This window comes from Rhodanobacter sp. FW106-HT46G03, from assembly GCF_058789895.1.
The window spans coordinates 106,396-124,294 of the sequence record NZ_JBYTCC010000001.1 but is presented as its reverse complement, the minus strand read 5'-3'; the positions used below and the strand labels follow the sequence as shown (position 1 = coordinate 124,294).

Sequence of the window (17,899 nt, the reverse complement as noted above, 5' to 3'; positions counted from 1 at the left end):
TTCGCAATCAGGGGCATGCCGCAAGGGGCCGCGCTTCAGCGCGGCGGGCGGTGCTGCATGCGCTCGTCGATCTCGGCTTGCTCGCGCCGTTCCTCGGCGCGACGTTCGTGTTCCACGTGTTGCGCGATCACGGTGTCCAGCGCACTTTCGCGCGCATGCGCGTTGCGCCAGTTCGCCCGCACCTGCTCAAGCCGGCGCTGCTGGCGCTCCACTTCCACCACCTGCTGCTCGATCGCCTGGTCGATGCGGGCGACGAATTGCTGGCGGTTGAGCAATGCGCTCACGCTTTGCGCACCGTTGCCGGCGGCGGCGTATTCGCGCCGGTACTGCTCCAGCTCGGCGAGCTGCTGCCTGGCCTTGGCAACCTGCTGCTGCGCGGTAGCCAGCTGTGCCAGCGCGTCTTCGGTTTTTTGACGCGCCTGGTCGGCGGCCGGTTGCAGGCGTTGCGCGCGCGTGTTCACCCGGTCACCTCCGCGGCAATCGCGGCGAGCCGCTCCACCGCCGCCGCCAACGTTACCGGCTCATCCACTTCCTGTTGCAGGTACTCGCGCAACCTGGGCCACAGCTCGATGGCGAGATCCACCTGCGGGTCGGAACCTTTCTGGTAGGCGCCGACGGCAATCAGGTCGCGCTGCTGGCGGTAGGCCGAATACACCCGGCGGAAGCGCTGTGCATCCTGCAGGTGCTCGCGCGCCACCACTTGCGGCATCACGCGGCTGATCGAAGCTTCGAGGTCGATCGCGGGGTAATGCCCGGCCTCGGCGAGATCACGCGCAAGCACGATATGGCCGTCCAAAATCGCACGCGCGGCATCGGCGATCGGGTCGTGGCGATAATCGTCGCCTTCGGTCAGCACGGTGTAGAACGCGGTGATCGAGCCCTTGCCTTCGGCATCGTTGCCGGCGCGCTCGACCAGCGCCGGCAACAGCGCGAACACCGAAGGCGGATAGCCCTTGGTGGCGGGCGGCTCGCCAATGGCCAATGCGATCTCGCGCTGCGCCTGGGCGTAGCGAGTGAGCGAATCCATCAACAGCAGCACGCGCTGGCCGCGATCGCGGAACCACTCGGCGATCGCGGTGGCGTACTGCGCGCCGCGCAGCCGCTTGAGCGGCGGCGCATCGGCCGGCGCCGCGACGATCACCGCACGCCGGCGGCCTTCCTCGCCCAACGTCTGCTCGACGAATTCCTTCACCTCGCGGCCGCGCTCGCCGATCAGGCCGACCACCACCACATCGGCATTGGTGTAGCGCGTCATCATGCCGAGCAAGGTGGACTTGCCGACGCCGGAGCCGGCGAACAGGCCAAGGCGCTGGCCGCGGCCCACGGTGAGCAGCGCGTTGATCGCACGCACGCCGACATCGAGCGGGGCGTCGATCGGCTTGCGCGCCATCGGATTGATCGGCTCGCGCTTGAGCGCGGCGTGGTCTTCGGTTTCCAGCGGGCCCTGGCCGTCCAGCACGCTGCCGTCGGCGCCGACCACGCGGCCGAGCAGCGGCCGGCCCACCGGCAAGCCGCCGCTGCGCGCGCACGGACGCACGCGCGCATTGGGCTGCACGCCGTGCATGTCGCCCACCGGCATCAGCAACAGGCGTTCGTCGGCAAAGCCGACCACTTCGGTTTCCAGCTCGGCACCGTCGACGGTGTCGACCAGGCAGCGCGCGCCGAGGGCGGCTTCGCAGCCTTCGGCTTCGAGCGTCAAGCCGACGACACGGCGCAGCCGGCCTTCGACGGTGAGCGTGTGGGCGCCCTTGGCGCGCACGGCAAGCCGGGAAAACTCGGTGTGCCAGCGCGCCTGGCGCGCGGCAAGATCGGCGGCGGCATTCATGCGAGACCCTCCGGCAGCGGCGGCGCGGCATCGCCGAGCACGGCGTCGATCGCGGCAGCCAACCGGGTTTCCACCCGCGCATCGAGCCGCGAGCGCTCGCTTTCGAGCCGGCAATCGCCGCGCGCCAGGTTAGGGTCGGCCACCAGTTGCCAGTCGCGCTCGGCAATTTCCAGCGCGCGCACCAGCGCAAGGTCGTCGGGGTGCAGGTAGACGCGCAGTTCGCGGGTTGCCGCCGGCAGCGCCTTGGCGGCCTCCTGCACGGCGTTGGCAATGAGCTCGGGCATCAGGTGCAGTTCGGCGGCGACGACACGGCGCGCCACGATCATGGCCAGCCGCGCCAGATCGCCGGCGGCCTGTTCGTCCAGTGCCAACAGCGGGCGCGCGGCGGCGGTGTACACCGACTCCAGGCGCGCCACGCGTTCCTGCAACTCTTTTTGTGCCTGTGCGCGGCCTTCGGCCAGGCCGGTCGCGCGGCCTTCATCGCGTGCCTGTTGCTGGATCGCTTCGATTTCGCGCACCGTCGGCTGCGTACCGTCGCCCGCCGCCACCGCCGGTTCCGGCGGTTGCGGATCGCCAACGTCGGGCAATTCCCAACGGGTGAAATCCAACGTGCCCTCGTGGATCGCGACGACCATCACACGTACTCGTCGCCATTGGCGCCGCCGAGGCTGATCTGTCCGGCGTCAGCCAGCTTGCGGGCCGCGGCAAGAATCTCCCTTTGCGCCGCATCCACTTCGGAGAGCCGCACCGGGCCCTTCACTTCCAGGTCGTCGCGCAGCATGTCGGCGGCGCGCTGCGACATGTTGGCGAAGATCTTGTCGCGGATGCCCGGCTCGGCGCCCTTGAGCGCGGTAACCAGGGTGGTCGAAGACACTTCGCGCAACAGGGTCTGCATGCTGCGGTCGTCGATGCCGACAAGGTCGTCAAACACGAACATCAGGTCTTCGATGCGGCTGCCGAGCGCGTCGTCCTGCGCGCGGATCGCCGCCATCAGCTCGGTTTCGCGGCTGGTATCCATCGAGTTGAGGATGTTGGCCGCGACCTTGAGGCCGCCGACGCTGGCGGTCTTGAGCTTGCGCGTGTTGCCGTTGAACTGGCGCTCCATGATCGCGTCCAGCTCCTGCAGGGCGCTGGGCTGCACGCCATCCAGCGTGGCGATGCGCATCACCGCGTCGGCGCGCGTGCGCGGCGGCAGGTAGCCCAGCACCTCGGCGGCCTGGTCGGCCTCCAGATGCGAGAGCACCAGCGCGATGATCTGCGGGTGTTCCTGATTGATGAGTTCGGCGATCGCGCGACTTTCCATCCACTTGAGCGATTCCAGCCCCTTCGAGCTGCGCCCCAGCAGGATGCGGTCGATCAGGCCACCGGCCTTCTGCTCGCCCAGCGCGCTGGTGAGGATCTTGCGGATGTACTCCTCGGTACCGACGCCCAGCGCGGTCTGGGTGCCCATGTCCTGATCGAGCTTGTCCAGCACGTCGAGCACGTTTTCGCGCGACACCCCGGAGAGCCCGGCCATGGCGCTGCCCACCGCCTGCACGTCGCGCGCGGAAAGATGCTTGAGTACCTCGGCGGCGTCCTGCTCGCCCAGCGTGAGCAGCAAGATGGCCGCGCGCTGAGCGCCGCTGAAGGCGGGGGCGGGATGGTTAGCTGGCATCTTCGTTCACCCACGAGCGCACGACTTGCGCCACTTGCTTGGAGTCCTGGGTGACCAGCCGCTTGGCCACCGCCACGCGCTGGTCGTAGGTCTTGCCCCTTTCGCCGCGGATACGCGCCGGTGACTCGCCGTCTTCGCCCAACGCAACGTCGTCATCGACGCGCACCGACAAGCTGGGCATCGGGCCGGCCAGCGCGCGGGCGGTGGCGGGTGCCGGTGCGTTGCGCAGCAATCCCTTGAGCAGCGGCCGCAGCACGCCAAACGCCACCAGCAGCGCAATCAGTACGCCCACGCCCTGCTTGATGAAATCGAGCATGCCGGGACGATCCCAGAACGGCGTGGCTTCGCTCGTCGGCGCCGAGCTGTGGTGGAACGCCTGGTTGATGACGCTGACGCTGTCGCCGCGTTGCGCCTCGAAACCGACCGCGTTCTTCACCAGGTCGGTGAAATGCGCCAGCTCCTGCGGGCTGAACGGTACTTCCCTGGGCTTGGCATCCGGGTCGCTGGCCGGCGTCACCTTGTCGTCCACCACCACCGCGACGGTGAGCCGCGCGAGGCGTCCGGCCGGGTCGCTGACGTGGCTGATGGTGCGGTCGAGCTCGTAATTGCGGGTAGCGCTGCTGGAGGTTTCGGTACCGCTCGCGCTGGTGGTGCTGGCGGTGGTTGCGCCCGGCGTGGGTGCGGTACCGGCCTTGGGTTGCGCCGCCGTGGGCTGTGCCGCCGTGTTCGGCGGCTGATTGCTGAGCGCGCCGGGCACGCCGCCGGCCGGGCCCGCGCCGGTGCGCTGCTCGCTGGAAACCTGCTCGCTGCGCAGCGCCGGGTTGTCGTGGTTGTAGGTTTCGGTGGCCTTTTCGCTCTGGCTGAAGTCGAGATCGGCGTTGACCTGCGCGCGCACCTTGCCGGCGCCGACCAGCGGCGTAAGCAGATCCTCGATGCGCTGTGCATAGGTGTTTTCGATCCGCGTGGCCAAGCGCAGGCGGTCGTCGTTGGTTTGCCCCGGCGCATCGCTGTTGCTGGTCAGGAGCCGGCCCTGCTGGTCCACCACCGAGACCTGGCCGGGGTCGAGCCCCGGCACGCTGGCAGCCACCAGGTGCACGATCGCAGCCACCTGCCCAGCATCGAGTTGCCGGCCCTGGTACAGCGTGAGCAGCACCGAGGCACTGGCCGCGTGGTTGTCGCGGATGAAGGCCGACGGCTTGGGCAAGGCCAGATGCACGCGCGCGGCGCGCACCGATTGCAGCGCGCCGATGGTGCTGTCCAGATCGTTTTCCAGCATTTGCTGGTAGTGCGCGCGCTCCGCCAGGTCGCTCATGCCAAACGGCGAGGCGTTGGCCTGCTGGGCGTTGATCGCCGCACTGCCTTGCGGCAAGCCCTTGGCGGCCAGCCGCAGGCGCAGCGCCGCGAGGTCGGCGGCGGGCACCATGATCGAGGTGCCGTCAGCGCCGAGCTGGTATTGGGTATTCGACGCCTGCAGCTCCTGGGTAATGGCGGCGGCGTCTTGCTGGTCGAGCCCGGCGTACAGCAGGCCGTAGTTGGGCCCGCGCGACCACAGCACCACGGCCACCCCAAGGGCGACGGCGGCGGCCACCGCCACCAGCAACATCAATTGGCGGGCGGCCGGCGTGCGCGCGGCGTCTTTCAGCGAGGTGAGGCGGTTGCCCGGCGCGGGGTTTGGCGCGGTGGCAATGGCGGTGTCGGCCATGCGAGTGCTCGGCGGTCAGTGGCGGAAAAGCCGGCGTCAGACCGACATGTTCATGATGGTGTTGTAGGCATCGACCAGCTTGCTTTGCACGGCCACTGCCGTGCGCAGCGAAAGGTCGGCCTTTTGCACCGCGATCATCGTGCGCGCGAGATCGGCGCCGGGGTCGCCGCGCTCGAAACTCGCCGCGAGTTGTCCGGCTTCCATCTGCTGGTTGCCCACGGCAGCGAGCGAACGCCGGAACACGCCGGCGAAATCCGACGGGTTGCCGGCCACTGCCGGCGCGCCAACCGCGGTTTCGGGAAACCGCGACTGCACCTTCATCTGGTGCATCTGGTTCAGCAGGTTGGTGATGTCGATCGAGCTCATGACGTTTCATCCGTGCCGATGGGGTAGCGACGGGAAACCGTCACGCGACGGGTCCCAATGCAGTAGTTGCACGAGCCGTGCCATGCGCAGCGCATGGCACGGCGAGCTGTATCAGGCGGCGAGGCCGGCGGCCTGCAAACCGTACTTGCGCAGCTTTTCCACCAGCGTGGTGCGCTGTACGTGGAGCAGGCGCGCAGCGTGCGCAACCACCCCGCCGCTGGCATCGAGCGCCTGCCGGATCAAGCCCACTTCGATGTCGGCCAGGTGATCCTTGAGGTCGATGCCCTCTTCCGGCAACAGCGCCGTCGCGGCGCTCGCCAGCGGCAGCACCTGGGCGGCGGTCGGGGCCGGCACGGCGTTGTTCATCAGCGCGATCAGGCCGGCGCCCTGGGAGTCGTCCATGCCATGCGCGCCGCGATACTTGGCCGGCAACTCGCTGGCGCGCACTTCGGCATGCGGGCACAGGATGGCCATGCGTTCCACCAGGTTGGCCAGCTCGCGCACGTTGCCCGGCCAGGCGTATTCGGCCAGCGCCTGGATCGCGCTGGTGCTGAAGCGCACGTTGCCCAGGCCGCGCCGCGCCAGGCGCTGGTTGAACTCGTCGATCAGCACCGGCAGGTCTTCCAGCCGCTCGCGCAGACTCGGCAGTTCCAGCGGGAACACCGACAACCGGTAGAACAGATCCTCGCGGAACTTGCCTTCGTCGATCGCCCGCTCAAGGTTGCGATGGGTGGCCGCGATGATGCGCACGTCGCAGCGCTGGGTCTTGGTGCCGCCAACGCGTTCGTACACGCGCTCTTGCAGCACGCGCAACAGCTTCACCTGCATCGGCAGGCTCATGTCGCCGATTTCACCCAGAAAGAGCGTGCCGCCCTCGGCCAGCTCAAAGCGGCCCTTGCGCGCGGCGATCGCCCCGGTAAAGGCGCCCTTTTCGTGGCCAAACAGCTCGCTTTCCAACAGATCGGCCGGAATCGCGCCACAGTTGATCGCCACGAACGGCTTGTCGCGGCGCGGCGAGTGCTCGTGGATGCTGCGCGCGACCATCTCCTTGCCGGTGCCCGATTCGCCCAGCACCAGCACGCTCGAATCAAACGGCGCCACCTGGCGGATCAAGGTGTTGACCTGCAGCATCGGCGTGGAGTTGCCGACGAAACGCAGTGCCGCCGAGCGCCCGCCCAACAGATGCGCATACAAGTTGCGCAGCGTCTCCGCCATGCGTGCATAGCGCAGCGGAAAGGCGAGCGTGGCCATGCGCGTGGCAAACGACGAGGACGCCTTGGCAAAACGCTCGCGCCACGCGGAATCCTCGGCCACCACCATCGGCACCTGCTTGGTGGCATCGCCCAGCAGCGCCAGCTGGCGGTCGAGTTCGACCTCGCTCTCGGCGTTGCCGACAAACACCGCGCGCCAGGCGTGGGTTTCCGCACTCACATCCTCACATTCCGACCCCAGCTGCGGCCGGTAGCCCAAAAAAAACAACGCCGAGGAAATCGCTTCGGCCCGTGCCGGGTCGGACTCGATCACCAGAAAATCGACTTTCTGCATGGCAACTTTCCCATCGTTCTGCAAGCTTCCCCGCTTCCCGCGGTACGGCTCTTGTTGTTGGTTGTCCGACTGCGTCAGCCGCTTGTCGCCGGCCCGCTTAACGATCTGCAACATGGAGGCCAGCAACGGCTGGTTGACGCGCCGCAAAAACGTCGCGCGGCGGGAAAATCGCCCTTGCCCGACTTGTGGGATGCCTCCCGAAACGCGTGCAGGTAATTGATAGGAAAGCTTTTTTACGATCAAAGACAGGCCGCCACACCAGGCATTCCGGCACCGTGCCAGGCCCAAGAAAAAGTCCCGGCAATGACAGAAAGCGTGAGCTCCATCACACGCAAAGTGTGATGCCGTCGACGTGATTCAAAAGGCCTGTTGACGGGCGTCTGCCACTTTGCGTCGGTGATGACGAAACACGAGACGGCTGATTGCGTCACCCAACGCGTCACCCTGCGTCACGAATGACACAAACACACGACCGTCACCCAAGTCGCGCACCGGCTGACCGGGCAATTCCAGCGACAGGCTCGGGCAAGCGTCAAACCGCAGGCGCAACAACAGGCCATCGGCAGCCGGCACCAGCGCCTGCGGCACGACCGCACCCACTTCGTTGAACCGCACGTTGCACCGTGGCGGCAACGTGGCAACGGGTGCCAGCAGCTGGTTGACGATAGCCACCAGTGCGGTGAGCTTGGCGTCCATGCGCCGCATTTCCTGCGTCAGCGGGTCGTCGTCGTCGCCCGTATCGACACGGCGCTCCTCCAGCGTCGCCAGCGTGGTCAGCACGGTGGCGTTGCGGTCGACGAGTTGTTGCAGGCGCTCCGGCGTAGGCGGCCACGGCAGTGGCTCGGCATCGGCATGCAGCGATTCGTCGCTGGAAAGGCGCTGCTCGAACGCATCCCACGTATCGGTATTCATTGCCACTCCGGCGTCAAAGCTGGTGGCGTGGATGGTTGCCACCCCGGTCGAGCGCGGTCAAGCGGGGGAACGCCGGGGTCCGGCAGGCCGGGATCGGGGTACGAAACTCGGGATTTGGCAAAGCCGCTTCCGGCAAGCAACGCAGCCACTGGGGTATCGGGCTTCGGCTGACAGGTGCTCGCCGCAAGGCAGCGCTCAATCCAGCTCGTCGCGGATGGCCTCGAAGCCTTGGGTGACGCCGTCGATCAGGCCGACGTTGTTGTGCAGGCTGGCTTGTTGCAGGTCGCGCCGCGCATCATCACAAAGCGGCGCCAAGCGTGGTGCCAAGGCCGGCGCACCGCCGGCATCCAGGTGCGCGCGCAAGCGCCCGGCAAGGTGAATGCACAGCGCAATGGCTTCGCCCTTGGCGGCCAGCTGGCCACGCATGGTGTGCGCACGCGCTTGCGCCAGTTGTTCCAGCAGGGCATCCAGCAGCTCGGTGGCGGTTGCCGTCGGAGCCCCCGGCGCGGCCCCGCGCACCGCCGCGGGGTGCGCTTTCGTGTCGATGCCGTCGCCATAGCTCATGGTCGTCTGGTTACTATCAATCGCTACCGCAAACTGTGATGCGTTTAACGCGCCAGATTGACGTAGGCGTTCATTGCCTGCCGCGCATGCACCTGCCGGCTGAGCGCATTGGCCACTTCGGCGCGCGCACTTGCGGCCAACGCCAACATTTCCTGGTTGCACGCGAGCAGCTGCGTAAGCAGGTCGCGGCTGCGTGCATCGCGCGGGTGCTCGGCGCGCAGCAAGGGTTGGCGCTCCACCTCCATTTTCGGCAGGCTATCCCACTGGCCGTCACGGGCCAGGGCCAACATGCTGTGGCTCACTTCCAGCGCACGTTCAAGCCCGGCATGCATATCGGTCACACCGCGCCCCGGCTGCGGCCGGCCAGGTAGTTGTCGCGAATGCCGCGCCAGCCGTCGCGCACCTCGCCCAACAGATCGACGCATTCGGCCAGCGCGCGCTCGTTGTCGTTCAACTGCGCAAACAGCAGCCGACGGTTGATGTAGTCGTACAGCGCATCCAGCCGCTCGGCGAGCGCGCCGCCCGCTTTCATGTCGAGGCTGGCACGCAGCTCGCCAATAATGGCAATGGCCTTGCCGATCGCCGCACCCTTGGCGGTCACATCGCCGCTGCGCACATGGTTGCGCGCCTGCCCAATGCGCTCGATGGCGCCGTCGTACAGCATGCCGATCAATTGGTGCGGGTCAGCGTTTTCGACCCGCCCGACCGCGCGGGTTTGTTGATACAGCGCGCTGGCGCTGCGCATGTAGCCGTTGGTCATGCCCGGTCTCCGTTACTTGCCGCCGGTATAGGTGTTTTCCAGCGCCTTCAGCGAGCTGCTGAGATAGCTGCTGGTGTTGTTCAGCGAGCTCATCAAGGTGTCCAGCGCGGTGTACTGCTGGCGCAACTGGGTTGCGTAGACATTCATGCGCGCGGTGAGCGCCGCCGATTCCTGGCTCAGGTTGCTGAGCTGGCTCTGGATACCGGCAGTGCGCGAGGCGATGACGCCGTTGCTGGCGGTGAACCCGTTCAGCATGCTGTTGAGGCGGGTGGCGTAGCCATTGGTACCGGCAAACAGGTCCTGCACCGCGCCCGGGTTACTCTGCAGCGCGCTGTTCAGCGTGCTGCTGTTCAGGGCCAGCGTGCCATCGGCGTTGCGCGTGATGCCCAGCGCCGCCAGCGAGCCGATGCTGTTGCCCGCCACGCTGCCGCTCAGCACGCCGTTGATCTGGCGCCGTACCGACATCAGGGTGGCGTCACCCAGCAGCACCCCGGCCTGCTTGGCGTTCGGGTCGTAGCTGCTCAGCGCCCCGACCGTGGAAATGTAGCTGTTGTAGGCGCTGATGAAGTTGTTCACCGCGCCAGTCACCGTGCCGGTGTCCTGGCTCACGGTGAGCGTGGTGGACCCCGTCTTGGCCAGGTTGAGGGTGACTCCGTTCAGTACGCCGCTCACCGAGTTGCTGGCACTGGTGGCCGCAATGCCGTTGATGCTCAGGCTGGCATCGCTGGCCTCGTTGGATCCTGCCGTGTTCAGCGTCGTGGCCAGCGAGGAGAGCCCCGAGCTGCTGCCCGAACCGGCGCTTACGGTGAAGGCGTTGGCCACCCCGGTCTTGGTCGAGGTCAATAGCAACTGGGAGCCACTGCTGCCGTTGATCACGGTGGCCTGCACGCCGGGATTGCTGCTGGACTGGTTGATCGAGCTGGCGATGGCACTGATCGTGTCGGTGGACGAAACCGTGATGTTCATCGACTGGCCGCCGATGCTCACCGTCAAAGTTCCGGCACCCACCGCCGCGCTCGATGCGTAAGCGCCGCTGGTGCGCGACTGTGCGGTGGCGAGGCGGCTCACCACCAGGTTGTAGGTGCCCGGCTGCGCGTTGGGCAGCGTGCTGGCCGTGCCCAGCGTGGTGTCACCCAGCGCGGCCGTGAAACTGGTGTAGGTGAGGTTGCTGCCCAGCGTGCCCAGTGTGCCCTGCAGCGAGCTGAGCGCACTGCCCAGCGCGGTGAGCCCGGCCTCCTGCGCCTGCAGCTGGGTGGTCTGGTAGCTGATCTGCTGCGCCGGACCCGCCTGCTGGGCGTTGACCAGCGCGGTGATGATGGCACTGACGTTCAGCCCCGAGCCGATGCCCGCCGAGCTGAGCAGGCCGCTGCCCATACTGCCGGTGGTTGCCGCGGAGGAAGGGGGCGTGGTGGTGCCGACGCCGGAAATGGAAGTCATGGACTGCTCCTTCGGTGACCCGATCCCCAGCGACGGGGATCCAAGAATCACAGGCAAAACTCACGCCAACAGCATGGGCTTTGCCTGAAACCCTCGCAGCGATGGCGGCCCCACCCGGGAGCCGCCATCCAACTGGGGGACCGTTCGCGGCACGGGCAGCCCGCGAACGATTCCCCGGCCGCCGTCACTGCAACAGCTTCAGCGCCATCTGCGGGTTGGCATTGGCTTGGGCCAGCACCGAGATGCCCGCCTGCTGCAGCACGTTCGCCTTGCTCAGCGCCGCCGTCTCGGCCGCGAAGTTCGCGTCCTGGATGGTGGATCGTGCAGCCTGCAGGTTGGTGCTTTGCGCCGCCACCGTGGCGATGGTGGACTGGAAGCGGTTCTGCACTGCGCCCAGCTGGGCGGCGAAGTCGGCCACCGACTTCAGGGCCACGTCGACCTGGGAGATCAGCGCGTTGGAGCTATTGACGCTCAGCACATTGCCGGTGGCCAGCGAGCCCGCCGTGGCAATGCTGCCCGAGGCGTCGGTGGCCGTGGTGGAACCGTTCACGTAGGCACCGCTGGTGATCGCGCCCGAGGTCACTGCACCACTCGCGGCCGCGCCGGAATCGGCCACCGTGAAGCTGCCGTTGGCAAACAGGCTGACGCCGCCCTTGCCGTCGACCGCCGCGCTGACGCCGGTGACGCCTGCCGCATTGATCGCGTCGGCCAGGTCCTGCACGCTGCTGGCCTTGCCGGAAAGCGTGACCGCGGTGCCATCGGTGCCAGTGACCTGGATCTTGCTCAGGTCCATCGTCTGGGCATTGCCGCTGGCGTCGACGAACGCACCGCTCAGGTTGCCGGTTTCCATCTGGGCAATCTGGCCCATCGCCGAGGCCTTCACGCTCGTGCCCAGACTCACGCTGATGGTCTGGCCCACGTCGGCGCCGACCTGGAAGCTCTTGGTGCCCAGCGAACCGTCCAGCACCTTGGAGCCGTTGAACGTGGTCTGGTTGGCGATGCGGGTGATTTCTGCCAGGCGCTGCTGCACTTCCTGGTCGATCGAGGAACGGTCGCCGGCAGTGTAGGTGCCGTTGGCGGACTGCACGGCCAGGTCGCGGATCGCCTGCAGGTTGGCGGTGACCTGATCCAGCGCGCTGCCGGCGGTCTGCGCCAGGTTGATCGCGTCCGAGGCGTTGGCGCTGGCCTGGGCCAGGCCACCGACCTGGGTGGTGTAGCGCTGCGCAATCGCGAAGCCCGCGGCATTGTCGGCGGCGCTGTTGATCTGCAGGCCCGAGGAAAGGCGCATGGTGGCGGTGGCCAGCGCGCTCTGCGATTTGGACAAGTTGTTCTGCGCGTTCAGCGATGACACGTTGGTGTTGATGACCAGTGACATGGAATGTCTCCTAATTGCAGTCTTGAAGCTGTCGGATACCTTCTCCGGCGGGGCTCCTGGACCGGAGTGCCAACCGCCTCAGGGGATGTTTCGGCGGTGGTACCGGCTTCTTGAATCACCCCAGCAAAACCCTTCGCGTTGGCACGGGATGTGCGCATGACCACGCGCACGGCCGGCACCGATGAGCTGCCGGGTGGATGGCGGCGGCCGGTACCCGCCCGGCCGCGAGGCAGTCTCCGTGTCTATTTGCCGATTGGCATCAACCTTGCTGTGTGACTGGCGACCATCCCGTTCCGTCGAAAAGTCGGCGAGGCCGTTTTTTCAACATCCACCCAGCGCACTAGGGACCCGTTGATGTCCGAAATAGAGGAACGCCTCGCGCAAAACCACGTCGAATTCCAGCGGCTGCTCGACCGCATGGAAAAGGCGGCCGACGGCGGTGATCCGGATGCCGCCATCGAATTCGCCCGAACCGCGGCGACGATCGCCTGGTTGCGGGGCTGCGGCATTTTCGCCTCGCCACGACTGGAGGCCTTGCTGGCACGCGTGGGCCACATGCTGCCGCAAGCGGAGCCGCCCGCTCGACGGCCGTCCGCGCACCGCCGGGTGCTCACCGTCATGAGCACCGCCTATGCCGTCGGCGGCCATACGCGACTGGCCTGCCGCTGGATGGCCCTGGACGCCGGTTCCAGCCACACCCTCGCCGTCACTCGGCAGGACGGCGTTCCGCTTCCGCACGCAATCGAGGAACTGGCGGGGAACGGAACCATCAGTCTGGAGACGCTGCACGGCAGGACGCCCATGGAGCGTGCCGGTAGTTTGCGGCGGTTATTGGCCAACGCCGACCTCGGAGTGCTGCACATCCATCCGAACGACCCGCTGGCGGTAGTGGCGCTTGCCGGCATGGAATCGCCGCCGCCCGTGCTGTTCGAGGATCACGCCAGCCATGTCTTCTGGCTGGGCGCGAGCGTAAGCAACCTGATCGTCTCGCTGTGCGAAAGCGCGGCGCGGGTCACCGCGGCGCGGCGCGGGGTACCGCGGCCGCATATCGGCTGGGCGCCCATTCCCCTCGATCTCGCCACCCTGGATCGGGCGCCAGACCTCGACTTGCGCACCCGGTACGGCATCCCGCCGAATGCACCACTGCTGATGTCTTGCGGTTCGGCCTACAAGTTCGCGCCGATCGACGACGTTTCGATCGCGGCCCTGCTGTCGCCGCTGCTTGCCGAACGGCCCGACGTGCATGTCCTGCTGGTCGGTCCCGCGTCCGACCCGATCGGGACCAGCCTTGCGGCGGACCATCCGGACCGCGTCCACCTGGCGGGCAATATCGCCCGGCAGGACGAGCTGCAGGCCGCCTACGCGGCATGTGACGTTTACCTCGATGCCGTACCGTTCCCGTCGAACACCGCGTTGTGCGAGGCGGCGGCACTCGGCAAGCCGGTGCTTAAGTTCGCCCCACAGGCGTGGACCGATTGCGGTTTCACCATCGACCTGGATGCCATCCCGCCGCCGCTCTACGTCTCGCGTGATCCCGTCGACTACCGGCAAAAGCTGCTTGCGCTGATCGACTCGCCGGCACTGCGCGCCCGGCGCGGCCGGTTGGTGCGCGACATGTTGCGGCTGTGCCACAGCGACGCGCTGTTCCAGAGCCAAATCGAGGCGCTTTACCGGCGGGTCGCGGAGCTGCCGCGCATCGAACCCGACGCGGCTGCGGCGGCGTATCGGGTGGAGCTGCTCGACACCCTGCTTGGCAAGCTTGCCGACAACCTGACCATCGCCTCGCAATCGGCGGCCGGCCAGGCGGGAATCGCGTTCCAGCCCATCTCGCCGGAGGAGCAGTACCGGCGCTGGCGCGTTCCGCAGCGACTGGACGCCAAGCGTGCCGCACTGGCGCGCCGCCGCATCGCCGGGGCAACCGGCTTCCACGTACTGGTCGCCGATGCCGGCGGGGATGCCGGGCACCTGGCGCGCACATTGCAGTCGCTGGACCGGCAATCATTTCCAGCCAGCAGGGTGACCGTGCTGGGCGCCGCAGGGCTGGCCGTACCCGACGGCGTCACGCTGCATCCGGTGGTGGAAAGCCGGATTTCCGCCTTCAACACGATTGCCGCAGCAAGCCGGGCGGACTGGCTGATCCTGCTGGACGCCGGCGACGTACTGGACGATGACGCGCTGCTGTTGCTGGCCGACAAGGCCCTGGCACATCCCGGCATGGCCTGCTGCTACACCGACGAGGACACTTGGCTGGATGAACGCCCGGCGGTGCCCATCTTCAAGCCGGACGTGAATCTGGATCTGTTGCGCAGTTACCCCTACACGGGGCACATGCTGGCCATGCACCGTGAACGCCTGCTTGCCGCGGGCGGCCTGCAGGAGCAGGCCGGGGCGATGGCCGTCTACGACCACCTGTTCCGCTGCATCGAGCAGTTCGGACTGGACAGCGTCGGCCATCTCGCCGAACCCGTCCTGCACTCAGCCGTCGCGTTTGGGGCGTGGCTGGCCGCGCCTGCCACCAGCACTCTGGGCAGACAGGCCCTGGCCGCCCACCTCGGGCGCCTTGGTATCGCCCACGAGATCCAACCGGGCGTGCTCGCCGGCTCCCATCGCATCACCTACCTGCACCAGTGCCAGCCGCCGGTCTCGATCATCATCCCCACCCGCGACCAGTTGCCGATGCTCAACGGCCTGATCGACAGCTTGCTGGCCAAGACCAGCTACCGGAACTACGAACTGCTGATCGTGGACAACGACAGCCAGGACCCGGCCGCCTGCGCCTACCTCGACGGCATCGAGCGGCTCGCCAACCCGCAACTGCGCGTGCTGCGCTGGCCGCATCCGTTCAACTACTCCGCGATCAACAACTTCGCCGCCGCGCAGGCGCGCGGCGAATACCTGATCCTGCTCAACAACGATACCGCGGTGCTGCACGCGGACTGGATCGAGGCGCTGCTCAACCACGCGCAGCGGCCCGAGGTGGGCATCGTCGGCGCCAAGCTGCACTACCCCGACGGGCGCATCCAGCATGCCGGCGTCGTGCTCGGCCTGCGCGGGCCGGCCGACCATCCCTTCATCGGCGAGCCGCTGGACGCGCCCGGCTACATGCACCGCCTGCAGGTGGACCAGAACTACACCGCGGTCACCGCTGCCTGCCTGATGATCCGCAAGTCGGTGTACGCGGAAGTGGGCGGACTGGACGAGCAGGACTTCAAGGTCTCCTACAACGACGTCGACCTCTGCCTGAAGGTGAACCGGGCCGGCTACCTCACGGTGTGGACACCCTACGCCCGCCTGATGCACGAGGGCAGCGTCAGCCAGAACAAGGTGGACACGACCACCCGGGAAGCCAAGCGCGTACGTTTCAAGGGCGAGCAGCAGGCGATGTACCGCAAGTGGCTGCCGCTGCTGGCGCGCGACCCGGCCTACAACCGCAACCTCAGCCTGGCCGGCAACGGTTTCGACCTGGATCACGCCCGGCCGCTGGCCTGGCAACCCTTCGAGCAGCCGCTGCGGCCCCGCCTGTTCTGCGTGGCGGCCGACGCCAACGGCTGCGGCCACTACCGCATCCGCCAGCCCTTCCTCGCCATGCAACGGGAAGGACTGGCCGAAGGCATGATCGCCCCGGCGCATCTGGAGCCGATTGCCATGGAACGCTACGCGCCCTCCGCCATCGTGCTGCAGCGCCAGCTTACCGACAGCCAGCTCGAAACCATGCGCGGCTACCGCGACTTCAGTCGCGCATTCAAGGTCTACGAGCTGGACGACTACCTGCCGAACCTGCCACTGAAGAGCGTGCATCGCGGCAGCATGCCCCGGGATGTCGTCAAGTCACTGCGCAAGGCGGTCGCCTTGACCGACCGCTTCGTGGTCTCCACCGCGCCGCTGGCCGAGCAGTTCGCCGACCTGCACAGCGACATCCGCGTGGTGCCGAACCGCCTGCCGGTGGACTGGTGGAGTTCACTGGCCAGCCGGCGCCGCAAGAGTGCCAAGCCACGCGTTGGCTGGGCCGGCAGCAGCAGCCATCGCGGCGACCTGGAGCTGATTGCCGACGTGGTACGCGAACTGGCCGGCGAGGTCGAGTGGGTGTTCTTCGGCATGTGTCCGGAGAAGCTGCGCCCCCACGTGCACGAGCACCACGACGGTGTGGCGATCGACAAATATCCGGCGGCCTTGGCCGCGCTGGACCTCGATCTTGCCCTGGCGCCGCTCGAGGACAACCTGTTCAACGTCTGCAAAAGCAATCTGCGTCTGCTCGAATACGGCGCCTGCGGCTTCCCGGTGGTGTGCAGCGACATCGTCTGCTATCGCGGCGACTTGCCGGTGACGCGCGTGCGCAACCGCTACAAGGAATGGGTGGACGCAATCCGCATGCACACCAACGACCTCGACGCCGCGGCGCGCATTGGCGACGAGCTGCGCGCTGTCGTACGCCGCGATTGGATGCTCACCGGCGACAACCTGGTCGCTTGGCGCGACGCCTGGCTGCCAGGCTGACGCCGCCGTGGCACCGCATCACTGCACCTGCCATTGCCGGCATCGAACCTGTCCGTGAGGGACAAGCATGAGCATCCCGTTCAATCGTCCCTATCTCGTCGGCCGCGAACTGCACAACATTGCCCAAGCCCATGCGGACGGCCATCTGTCCGGCGACGGCATGTTTACCCGCCGTTGCCACGCGTGGCTGGAGCAGCGCATCGGCGCGCGCAGGGCGCTGCTCACGCACTCCTGCACCGGGGCGCTGGAAATGGCAGCGATCCTGCTGGGTCTGCGGCCGGGTGACGAGGTCATCATGCCTTCGTTCACTTTCGTCTCGACCGCCAACGCATTCGTGTTGCGCGGTGCGGTTCCGGTGTTCGTGGATATCCGTCCCGACACGCTGAACATCGACGAGACGCTGATCGAATCCGCCATCACGCCGCGCACCCGGGCGATCTGCGTGGTGCACTACGCGGGCGTGGCCTGCGAGATGGACGCGATCATGGACATCGCCGCCCGGCATGGCTTGGAAGTGGTGGAGGACGCCGCCCAGGCCATCTTCTCCAGCTACAAGGGGCGTGCGTTGGGTGGTATCGGCGACCTGGCGGCGCTGAGCTTCCACGAGACCAAGAACGTGATTGCCGGCGAAGGCGGCGCCCTGCTGGTGAACGACCCCGCGCTGGTCGAGCGGGCCGAGATCATCCGCGAGAAGGGCACCAACCGCAGCAAGTTCTTTCGCGGCGAGGTGGACAAATACACTTGGGTCGACCTCGGTTCATCCTACCTGCCCAGCGAACTGGTCGCGGCATTTCTGGCGGCGCAACTGGAACAGGGCGACGATATTACCGCGCGGCGCCTGGCCATCTGGCAGCGTTACCACGCGTGGGCCGAACCGCTGGAAGCGCAGGGGGTGTTGCGCCGCCCGGTGATCCCTGCCGCGTGTACGCACAACGCACACATGTATTACATACTGCTCAACGATTCCGCACAGCGCGACGCCTTCATCGCGCGCATGAAAGCCGCCGGCATCGGCACCGTGTTCCACTACGTCCCGTTGCACAGTTCACCCGCCGGGCGGCGCTACGCGCGCGCGCACGGTTCGATGCGGCATACCGATCGCGTCAGCGATTGCCTGGTGCGCCTGCCGCTGTGGATCGGCCTCGAAGATCATCAAGACCACGTCATGCAGGTCGCCGGAGGGATCCTGGCAGACCACGGCGTCTTCGGTGCATGGAGCCAATCAGGATGCGGCAACGCCGCAGATGGAACGGAGGGCTGGTGAA

15 protein-coding genes are annotated in these 17,899 nt (G+C 67.2%); 2 read left to right on the top strand and 13 right to left on the bottom strand.

The annotated features are described in order from the left end of the window. Nucleotides 1-35 precede the first annotated feature (35 nt). The 13 genes from fliJ to AC3WP6_RS00510 form a co-directional block, all read right to left on the bottom strand. Nucleotides 36-461, bottom strand: coding sequence for a flagellar export protein FliJ (gene fliJ, locus AC3WP6_RS00570; protein ID WP_492625859.1), 426 nt, complete (start codon nt 459-461; stop codon nt 36-38). Next, entirely contained in the window at nt 458-1,825 is a 1,368-nt protein-coding gene (gene fliI, locus AC3WP6_RS00565) for a flagellar protein export ATPase FliI (RefSeq protein WP_492625858.1), read from the bottom strand. Before fliI ends, fliJ begins: the two co-directional genes overlap by 4 nt. Continuing rightward, a complete protein-coding gene (locus AC3WP6_RS00560) occupies nt 1,822-2,460 on the bottom strand; it encodes a flagellar assembly protein FliH (RefSeq protein ID WP_492625857.1) in 639 nt (212 codons plus the stop codon). Before AC3WP6_RS00560 ends, fliI begins: the two co-directional genes overlap by 4 nt. Further along, nucleotides 2,460-3,479 carry a flagellar motor switch protein FliG gene (gene fliG, locus AC3WP6_RS00555; RefSeq protein ID WP_492625856.1) on the bottom strand — a complete coding sequence of 340 codons (1,020 nt, stop codon included), beginning with the start codon at nt 3,477-3,479 and terminating at the stop codon, nt 2,460-2,462. Before fliG ends, AC3WP6_RS00560 begins: the two co-directional genes overlap by 1 nt. Further along, nucleotides 3,469-5,181 carry a flagellar basal-body MS-ring/collar protein FliF gene (gene fliF / locus AC3WP6_RS00550; protein ID WP_492625855.1) on the bottom strand — a complete coding sequence of 571 codons (1,713 nt, stop codon included), beginning with the start codon at nt 5,179-5,181 and terminating at the stop codon, nt 3,469-3,471. Before fliF ends, fliG begins: the two co-directional genes overlap by 11 nt. 36 nt (nt 5,182-5,217) lie before the next feature. Continuing rightward, nucleotides 5,218-5,547, bottom strand: coding sequence for a flagellar hook-basal body complex protein FliE (fliE, locus tag AC3WP6_RS00545; RefSeq protein ID WP_492625854.1), 330 nt, complete (start codon nt 5,545-5,547; stop codon nt 5,218-5,220). A gap of 111 nt (nt 5,548-5,658) precedes the next feature. Continuing rightward, a complete protein-coding gene (locus AC3WP6_RS00540) occupies nt 5,659-7,092 on the bottom strand; it encodes a sigma-54 dependent transcriptional regulator (RefSeq protein WP_492625853.1) in 1,434 nt (477 codons plus the stop codon). Nucleotides 7,093-7,449: 357 nt separating this feature from the next. Continuing rightward, nucleotides 7,450-8,004 (bottom strand): PilZ domain-containing protein, encoded by a 555-nt coding sequence (locus AC3WP6_RS00535; protein ID WP_492625852.1) that lies wholly within the window; start codon nt 8,002-8,004, stop codon nt 7,450-7,452. A 195-nt stretch (nt 8,005-8,199) separates the two neighbouring features. After that, nucleotides 8,200-8,568: a flagellar export chaperone FliS gene (locus tag AC3WP6_RS00530; RefSeq protein ID WP_492625851.1), complete on the bottom strand. Its 369-nt coding sequence runs from the start codon at nt 8,566-8,568 to the stop codon at nt 8,200-8,202. A gap of 44 nt (nt 8,569-8,612) precedes the next feature. Continuing rightward, nucleotides 8,613-8,900 carry a flagellar protein FliT gene (locus tag AC3WP6_RS00525; RefSeq protein ID WP_492628612.1) on the bottom strand — a complete coding sequence of 96 codons (288 nt, stop codon included), beginning with the start codon at nt 8,898-8,900 and terminating at the stop codon, nt 8,613-8,615. 5 nt (nt 8,901-8,905) lie between these two features. Next, on the bottom strand, nt 8,906-9,328 hold the full coding sequence (gene fliS / locus AC3WP6_RS00520; protein WP_492625850.1) for a flagellar export chaperone FliS: 423 nt from the start codon (nt 9,326-9,328) through the stop codon (nt 8,906-8,908). Nucleotides 9,329-9,340: 12 nt separating this feature from the next. After that, on the bottom strand, nt 9,341-10,765 hold the full coding sequence (gene fliD, locus AC3WP6_RS00515) for a flagellar filament capping protein FliD (protein WP_492625849.1): 1,425 nt from the start codon (nt 10,763-10,765) through the stop codon (nt 9,341-9,343). Between the two features lie 184 nt (nt 10,766-10,949). Then, complete coding sequence (locus AC3WP6_RS00510) at nt 10,950-12,140, bottom strand: flagellin N-terminal helical domain-containing protein (protein WP_492625848.1); 1,191 nt, start codon at nt 12,138-12,140, stop codon at nt 10,950-10,952. Between the two features lie 354 nt (nt 12,141-12,494). Between AC3WP6_RS00510 and AC3WP6_RS00505 the strand changes: the two genes are divergently transcribed. Together AC3WP6_RS00505 and rffA are read left to right on the top strand one after the other, a co-directional pair. Continuing rightward, nucleotides 12,495-16,634: a glycosyltransferase gene (locus tag AC3WP6_RS00505; protein ID WP_492625847.1), complete on the top strand. Its 4,140-nt coding sequence runs from the start codon at nt 12,495-12,497 to the stop codon at nt 16,632-16,634. A gap of 67 nt (nt 16,635-16,701) precedes the next feature. Beyond that, nucleotides 16,702-17,898, top strand: a complete 1,197-nt coding sequence (gene rffA / locus AC3WP6_RS00500) for a dTDP-4-amino-4,6-dideoxygalactose transaminase (RefSeq protein WP_492625846.1) — start codon at nt 16,702-16,704, stop codon at nt 17,896-17,898. The last annotated feature ends 1 nt before the right edge of the window (nt 17,899 follow it).